This window comes from Gemmiger formicilis, assembly GCF_016901605.1.
Lineage (GTDB): Bacteria > Bacillota > Clostridia > Oscillospirales > Ruminococcaceae > Gemmiger > Gemmiger formicilis_B.
On record NZ_JACJKP010000137.1, the window covers coordinates 1 to 8,170 of the forward strand.

Annotated in this window: 6 protein-coding genes; 3 read left to right on the forward strand and 3 right to left on the reverse strand. The window is 56.4% G+C overall.

Translation table 11 applies throughout. From position 1 onward, the window contains the following. Positions 1 to 363 precede the first annotated feature (363 nt). Complete coding sequence (locus tag H6B10_RS10590; RefSeq protein WP_345941734.1) at positions 364 to 1,509, forward strand: metal-dependent hydrolase family protein; 1,146 nt, start codon at positions 364 to 366, stop codon at positions 1,507 to 1,509. A gap of 133 nt (positions 1,510 to 1,642) precedes the next feature. Here H6B10_RS10590 and H6B10_RS10595 read toward each other — a convergent pair whose 3' ends face one another. Further along, complete coding sequence (locus tag H6B10_RS10595; protein WP_204651577.1) at positions 1,643 to 4,012, reverse strand: chitobiase/beta-hexosaminidase C-terminal domain-containing protein; 2,370 nt, start codon at positions 4,010 to 4,012, stop codon at positions 1,643 to 1,645. Between the two features lie 486 nt (positions 4,013 to 4,498). Here H6B10_RS10595 and H6B10_RS10600 point away from each other — a divergent pair, with 486 nt between their 5' ends. Beyond that, positions 4,499 to 4,750 carry a hypothetical protein gene (locus tag H6B10_RS10600; protein WP_204651578.1) on the forward strand — a complete coding sequence of 84 codons (252 nt, stop codon included), beginning with the start codon at positions 4,499 to 4,501 and terminating at the stop codon, positions 4,748 to 4,750. A gap of 18 nt (positions 4,751 to 4,768) precedes the next feature. Then, entirely contained in the window at positions 4,769 to 5,320 is a 552-nt protein-coding gene (locus H6B10_RS10605) for a CPBP family glutamic-type intramembrane protease (RefSeq protein WP_204651579.1), read from the forward strand. A gap of 341 nt (positions 5,321 to 5,661) precedes the next feature. On the opposite strand, the gene H6B10_RS10610 is transcribed toward H6B10_RS10605, so the two are convergent. Together H6B10_RS10610 and H6B10_RS10615 are read right to left on the reverse strand one after the other, a co-directional pair. Beyond that, on the reverse strand, positions 5,662 to 6,990 hold the full coding sequence (locus H6B10_RS10610; protein ID WP_204651580.1) for a 6-phospho-alpha-glucosidase: 1,329 nt from the start codon (positions 6,988 to 6,990) through the stop codon (positions 5,662 to 5,664). A gap of 54 nt (positions 6,991 to 7,044) precedes the next feature. After that, positions 7,045 to 8,170: PTS transporter subunit EIIC (locus H6B10_RS10615; RefSeq protein ID WP_204651581.1), on the reverse strand; the 1,126-nt coding region annotated here is incomplete at its 5' end.

Consider the following 8,170-nt stretch of genomic DNA (forward strand, 5'->3'; position numbering starts at 1 on the left):
AAGCGGATTCTGGATCGAACCGGGAGGCCGCCACTGGATGACCCTGCCCGGCTACGGCATAAAATCTTAAGACGAAGCCATACAGCCAAAAGTAAACGACAATTCCTCCGCACAACTTTTTACCCGCATCAAAATCACCGTACCGCCCCCAAAGAAAGGGCTTGCATTTTGCTACCCGGCCCTATATCATAGGGAATTGTATGGGGATTTTGTGCAGGCCAGGCGCCCCGGCACAAGCCCCGGCAAAATATGGGAGGTTTGTTTCATCATGGCAAAAACAGCATTTGTGGGCGGGCTGCTCATCGACGGCACCGGCGCGGCGCCGGTCCGCGACGCCCTGGTCCTGGTGGATGGCAAAAAATCGTGTACGCCGGTCCGAAAAAGGAATACGGCCCCGACTATGAGACCCGGGACATAACCGGCAAGACCATCATGCCCGGCCTGATCGACACCCACCTGCACTTTTCCGGCAACCTGACCGACGATGATACCGAATGGGTTCTGGAAGACCCCATCCAGAAAACCGTAGTAGCTGTGCAGCAGGCCCACGAATGCCTGGAACACGGCCTGACCACCGTAGGCGAGATCAGCCGCAGCGGCCTGCAGATCCGCGATATGATCGAGCGCGGCGTGATGACCGGGCCCCGGGTGGTAGGCACCGGCCTGGGTTTTGCCCGCACCTGCGGCCATGGCGACAGCCATAAACTGCCCAGCTGGTACAATGATGAAAGCCACCCCTGGGCCGAGCGGGTGGACGGCCCCTGGGACCTGCGCAAAGCAGTGCGGCGCCGTCTGCGCCAGAACCCCGACGCCATCAAGATCTGGTCCACCGGCGGCGGCATCTGGCGGTGGGACAAAAAGACCGACCAGCACTATACCTTTGAGGAAATCCAGGCGGTGGTGGATGAATGCAACATGGTGGGCATTCCCGTTTGGAGCCACGCCGAAGGCTTTGGCGGCGCACTGGATTCTGCCCGGGCCGGTGTGCACCTGATCATTCACGGCCAGGCCCTGAACGATGAGTGCCTGGACATCATGGCCGAAAAAGGCATCTATTTCTGCCCCACCATCCAGTTCCTGCACGAGTGGTTCAAGACCTATCCCCCTGTGTACATTCCCGAGATGCACGACGACCAGCCCGGCGACACGGTGGTAGAGAAGGAACTGAACCGCATCTACGCCAACCTGCGCAAGGCGAAAGCCAAGGGCATCGGGCTGACCATCGGTTCTGACTCCTTCTGCAGCAGCCTGACCCCCTACGGCACCACCGCCATCGGCGAGATGTACGCCTTTGTGGAATGCGCCGGTATCTCGGAGATGGACACCATTGTGGCCGCCACCAAGGTGGGCGCCGAAATGCTGAAGGTGGACCATGTGACCGGCACCCTGGAAGCCGGGAAATCCGCCGACCTGCTGGTGATCGAGGGCAATCCCCTGGAAAACATCCGCGCCATTGCCGTGGACAATATGCGGGTCATCATGAAAGAAGGCGCCTTTATCAAAGGCTGATTGCGCTGTAAAACAAATATGCCCCCGGTCCGTGATGGGCTCACGGACCGGGGGCATTTTGTGTGCGGCAGGATGCCCCAAAGGGACCGCCGCAGTCCTGTACAATTCTTTGCCCGTCACCCCGGCAAATGGGTTATGGCTCCTTCGGCTTTACCAGCAGGGTATCCGCCATGGTAAATACGTCGGGCACCCCCTTATAGGCACACCAGGCGGGCATTTTGGCATAGCGGTGGGCGACCACCCGGAAACTGCCCACCCTTTCCCCTACCGGGAACACAAAATCTTGTTTTACGATTTCCCGTTCACAGGGGGTGCAGGGCAGCCGCAGGGTATCTTTCAAGGTCAGATGCGCCGCATCCGGCCCGGTGAACAGTTCGATATATTCCGGGAACACAATACCCGACCGATGGTGAGAAAGGAATCCCAGCCCGATGCTTTCAATTTCCCGCGGTTGGGGCAAAACGGCGGTCACATCCAGGTCTTGCAGCGTTCCCAGCCATTCCCCGCACAGATAATCACAGCTGCCCCGCTGCGGCGCAAGCAAGCCGCGAATCCCTCCCCGGGAAAAGACCGCCCGGGGGTCAAAACAGGTAGGGCTCTGCAGTTCCATCTCCATCAGAACAAACCGATAACAGGCACGGGTCACCTCGCTGCTGCGGCCATCGGGCAAAAACAGCCGGGCGGAGAGCACCGTATCTTCCCGCAATGTGATGGGGCCGGTATAGACCGGGGCCTGTTCATCCGGCAGGCTGCCGTCGGTGGTATACCGTACAATTCCCTCCTGCCGGGTGTGCAGGGCAACTTGGGCCTGCGTCCCGCTGGGGAAAATGCACGCAGCCGGGCACATTTCCGGCGGGAAGGGCGGTATCCGGTCGGTGGGTTTCCACACCGTGCGCACATTGTCCAGCGGCGCGGGATCTTGCAGATACTGCGGAGTGTACAGCGGCTCCGCCGGGGGGACATCGGCCAGCCGCAGGCAGATTTTCCCGTCCGCCGGGGCAATGCAGACGCCCTCCACCCCAGCTTTTACCATCGTTCCCGTTTCCACGGTCAGATGATAGACAAACCCTTCGTGCTCCATCTCGAGGCGCGGCCCGTCGGCGCGGCGGAACACCGGCAGGCGGTCAAACACCAGCATGTATTTGCCCTCCAGCACAAGGCAGTCGGGGCTCATCCTAAACCCGGCCAGAAGATTTCCGCTCACCGGGTCGGTCAATTCCGCCCGGGCCTGGGTTTCGTTTTCCGCATAAAAGCGGATCGTCCCTTCCGGTTCCCGGCCCGTTTCATCCAGCAGACGGATAAAGGGCCGGGGCTGCCCCGCCTGTGTCCAAAGCTGCGGGTACAGCACGGGAAGCGCATCAAAGGTGCTTTTGGCGTTGGTCATGGCATGTTCCCGGTACCTGGAAGGATATTCATCCCGGTAGAGGAAAAAGTCCCGCACCCGAAGGTGCCCGGCCTCCCCCAGAAAACCGATGCGGTAGCAGCAGGACGCATACCACTGAGCACACAAATTATGAGCCGCATCCCAATCCCGGGAAGCCTGCCAGGTCATGGGCGGAGTCAGGCGGTACTTTTTGCGGAACCAGGCGCCGCTGGCCCCCATGGTTTCCACCCGGATGTGGCCTTCCCGGGCCAGCTGTGCCAGGTACGCCAGCTGGGGCATATACCCCGGCCCGATGTTTTCCCACAGGAAGTTATTTTCCTGCCCTACCTGGGCATACCCGATGCCCAGGGCATCCTCCCGGGTCAGGTTATCAAACATCCAGGAGATCCACTTTTCATCCCGGCCGGTAAGCCAGGCAGGTTCCAGTGTGAACACCATGCCGTACAGGTCCGGCCGCAGGTTCTGCTCAAAATTATAGATGGGGTCCGGTCCCAACAGGCGGAACACCGGCACCGAAAGCTGGTTTTCCACCGCCTGCGCGGGCAGGTTCTCATTCAAACGGCTGGGATAGTAGACCCCGTTGGGATAACCGCCCCACAGGGTAAACCCGTCGGTACCGATCTGATCGCGGCAGGTAGCCCCGGCGGTGATGCCGTACTTCCGGGCGGCATATTCCAGGGTAACGGTATCCAGCACCCAGGAACCGATGGACTGAGGATATTTGCCGAAAACTTCATGGAAAGTATCCATGTAGGCATCCACCAGGCGCTTGCGTTCTTCCGGTTCATACCCGATGCTGTAGGCACTGTTTACCCGCTCATCAAATTCTTCGGTCACCTTGCCGCGAAAGCGCACCCCGGCTTTTTCGCACAATTCACGGGTGATCTCCCACCAGGCAGAAATTTCATCCTGTGGGTCGGTGTTTTCCCGCAGCAGTTTCTGGTACCGCTCGTCCGTCAGGGCGTCGTATTTCAGGGCATAGGTAGCGGGCAGACCGTACTGCCGCACCACCTGCATCTGTTTTTGGATTGTATCGAAATCATCCTGAATAAACCGGCTGGGTTCCTCGTGCGATTTGCGGATGAAGTTGTAAATGTTGACAATGACGGTCTTTTTCATGGGGGCCTCCCAATCTGAGCCGGGCGGCGTATGATATTCCCGCTGCACGCCCTTATTCTGTACAAGGTAAAAACATCCCCGCACAGCAATACCATACCACACCCGATGGGGTTTGGCTATCTTCGTTTTCACCGATAAGTTATCCAAGAAGCTGTGCATATTGCACAGCTTCTTGCGGCTGCTCAATCCGGCTGGCCGAATGCTCTTACGCCCCCATAAAAGCCCCGGAAACACAGCCCTATTTCCAACAGCCCGTTGCCGAAACCGGACACATCTGGTATAATAAATGTTCACAATCGCTGCCAAAGAAGCCCCGCCCCCAACCGGAAGTACTGAGGGATGGGAACCGACAGCTGTATACCTGGGGACACCGCCGGGAAAAGTCCGGCAGGTGCAGGGCAAACCTGGCACCTTTATACCACAAAAATACCTAAAGATTCTGAACACAGCAGCGAAGTGTAGAACCACTATCATGAGGAGGTCAATATGACAAAAGCAATGCGAAAACTTGCCGACAAACACGCTCTTATCTTCTGGATTCTCTGCGTTCTGATCTTTGTGGTAGGGTATAAGTTCATCAGCGTCGGCCTGCTGGGCAGCACCCCCTATGAATATGATGTGGCGTTTTTCAAGCTGTCTTTGGCCCTGCTGGCGATCCTGATGATGAAGACCCTGTACCAGGGACAATTTTGCTTCCACTTCCGCAAGGACAATTTTCTGAAAGCGCTGATCCTGTAATGGCCGGCCCTGCTGTTTGTGCTGGCGAATCTTCTCAGCCCGGGCAGCCTGAGCGAAAATGCAATCGTTCCGGAAACGCTGGTCATGGTCCTGGTTGCCAACATGATCACCGGCTTTTATGAAGAGGTCATTATGCGGGGAATGCTCCTGGGCCACATGATGGAGCACTGGAAAAACGACGACCGGAAAATTCTCAAATCCGTTCTCACCACCTCTATCCTCTTCGGTTTGGTCCACCTGGGCAATCTGGTGCAGGCGGGCTTGATCAGCACCCTGTTCCAGGTATGCTATGCCACCATTTTCGGCCTGATTTTTGCCGCTGCCTACCTTCGGACCAAAAACCTGTGGGCCTGCGTGCTGATTCACGGGCTGGTGGATGTTTCCGGTGAAATGTATACCATCTACTATGTGCCGGGGGCCGAAATTCCCTCCTTTGCCGGCGTAGGGCTGCTTATGATTCTGCTCTGCACCGTGATTTGTCTGATCGTCGCCCTGTTCGAGTTCCGGAAAAAGAAACGGACGGAAATTCTGGAACTGTGGCGGGATGATATGACCTGCTCCGTCGCCTGAGTCTGTTGCGGACCCCTGCCCCGAATCAACCGCAAGGATATCTCTTTGCGGTTTACTCTGCCGGCGCTGCACCTACTTCTGTTTTGCCTGCTGTTCCTGCAAGAACGGCTCGGCTGCGGCAGCTTTTCTTCCGGCCGGTATGAGATAGACGGTTTATAACTTACACATTGCATAACCTCCCGCTGCTTTTCGTGTACAATCAGCAGATTGTACATTCAGGATGGCAGCGGGAGGTTTTTGTTCCATATTGTTGCGTTTTTTCTTGACCCACTGGCCGGCCGGGTGGTTTTTCTTATACAAAAAGCCGCCGCAGCGCGTTTTGCGCTGCGGCGGCAAAAGTATCAGTGCAGTTCAGGCCAATATTCTTTGTTGGCTTCGATCATATCGTCCAGGATCTTTTTGGCTACAAAGAGACTGGGCACCGTTTTAGAGAGGGTAAATGCCATGAGGGCTTTCTCGTAGGAATGTTCGATGGCCGCTTCTACAATCAGCTTTTCCACCGCTTCCTGCTGTTCGATCAATCCCTTATAGAAGGTGGGAATCTCGCCCACCCGAACCGGTTCGGGACCGCGGTCGGTGATATACGCCGGAATTTCCACCATGGCATCATCGGGCAGGTTTTCCACTGCACCACGGTTTTCCACCATCACAAGGTGACGCTGGCGCAGATCAAAGGCCAGGCTCATAGCCACATCCACAATGAATGCCCCGTGAACACCGCCAAAGAATTTGGTCAGATCCACTTCTTTTCCGGCGCGGTAGTCCGCCACGGCATCAAAGATCCGTTTTTCACGGCCTTCCATAACCTCGTTGGCGCGGGTATGTTCGGGATTGCTGGACTGTACCACTTCATCCCCCAGCAGATAATACTGCATATAGGTGTTGGGCAGATAATCGTGGAACGCCGAGCAGATATGCTTGGCATTGGCGTATGTATGCAGCCAGGAGGGATCGCTGTGCATCACATCGCTCTTCTCATTCTTGGGCATATAGCCGTTTTCCGCCACGTAGGACTTGAGCTGTTCGGTGACATCCGTACCGTTCAGCCGCACCTTGGTAAACCATCCAAAATGATTCAGGCCAAAGTAGTCCACTTCCAGATCATGGCGGTCGCAGCCCAAAATCTCGGCCATATTGCGCTCAATGGCCACCGGCATATCGCAGATATTCAGAATGCGTGCTTTGGGGCGAAGACGGAAGGTCGCTTTGGCCACAATAGCCGCCGGATTGGAGTAGTTGACAATCCAATAAGTGGGTTTGGCGTACTTTTCGCAGTAATCGATCAGTTCCACCATGGGATAGATGGTGCGCAGACCATAGGCCAGTCCGCCGGGGCCACAGGTTTCCTGACCCACTACGCCATACCGCAGGGGGATTTTTTCGTCCTGCTCCCGCATGGCATACAGACCCACACGCATCTGGGCAAAGATGAAATCCGCATCGGTCATGGCGGTTTCGGGATCGGTGGTCAGCGTCAGTTTCAGACCCGGATCAAACAGATCCACCACGTGGCGAACAATGACACCCACAGCCTCCTGCCGTTCGGCATTGTTATCATACAGAACCAGCTCATGGAGCTTGAACTTTTCTTTCTGGTTGAGCAGGCTCTTGACGATGCCCGGCGTATAGGTACTGCCGCCGCCTGCAATCACAAGTTTAAAGGTCTTCATAGCGGTATCCTCCTTATAAAGATTCCCTGTGTATTCATGTGTTGTGCTGTTCTTTTATTCTTCACGGCCCAGCGCAGCATCCACCGCAGCACGAATGCGTCCCACCTTGGGGCCATAGATGATCTGGATGTTGCTGCCTTTGGTCACGATACCAGCAGAACCCGTAGGTTTGAACCAGTCTTTTTCCTTGACCTGGGCGGGGTCTTTCACTTCCACTCGCAGACGGGTCATGCAGTTGCCCACATTGATAATGTTATCGGCGCCGCCCAGGCCTTCAATGACCACCTGTGCGTTGTGTGCATCCTCCTGCTTTTTGAGTTCGGCTTTTCCCGTGGCACTGATCTGCTTTTTCACTTCGGCTGCATTGGCCGCCAGATCCAGTACTTCGTCGTCATCTTCCCGGCCCGGCGTTTTCAGGTTCAGCCGCTTGATGAGGAAGGTGAACAGGAAATACATGACCACGATTTCCACCAGGCCCACCAACACGTACATGGGCCAGTGAGTACGGCCGATGCCGGCAGGCAGGTTCAGCACCAGGAAGTCAATGATGCCGTTGGTGGCACAAACGTGCACGTCCAACAGGTAAACAACCATCTGGAACAGACCGTCCATGACGGAGTAAACGCCCCACAGAAGCGGTGCCGCAAACAGGAAACTGAACTCCAGCGGTTCGGTGACGCCCACCAGGCAGGCAGTCAGCATGGCGGGAATTACCTGCGCTTTGGTCGCCGCTTTTTTGTTTTTCTTGGCAGTGGCAATAAAGGCCAGTGCAACACCGATGACACCGAAGGTTTTCATCAGACCATAGGTCAAGAAGCGGGTGGAATCCGGCATCACGGTAACGGAAGGATCGTTGAGCAGTGCCAGGAATACGGGTTTTGCGCCAACAATCTGCTCACCGTTGATAATCATGCTGTCACCAATGGCCGAGTAGAGGAACGGCGACCAGACAAGGTGATGCAAACCGGTGGGAATCAGCACACGGTTCAGGAAACCGTACAGGAACACACCAAAGGCCCCGGCCGTAGACATGATTCCCGTCAGTGCATTGATGCCTGCGGCAGCTACGGGCCAGACATAGGCCGCTACCAGGGCCAGTGCCAACACCACCGGCAGCAATACCAGGAACACAAATTTGCTGTTGCCGTACAGTGCAAAGGAGCCCTCGAATTCGGTATCA

What these genes read in the sequence shown, in the direction of transcription:
- H6B10_RS10595 (WP_204651577.1), bottom strand. Translation starts at nt 4,012, where the DNA reads ATGAAAAAGACCGTCATTGTCAACATTTACAACTTCATCCGCAAATCG.
- H6B10_RS10600 (WP_204651578.1), top strand. Translation starts at nt 4,499, where the DNA reads ATGACAAAAGCAATGCGAAAACTTGCCGACAAACACGCTCTTATCTTC.
- H6B10_RS10610 (WP_204651580.1), bottom strand. Translation starts at nt 6,990, where the DNA reads ATGAAGACCTTTAAACTTGTGATTGCAGGCGGCGGCAGTACCTATACG.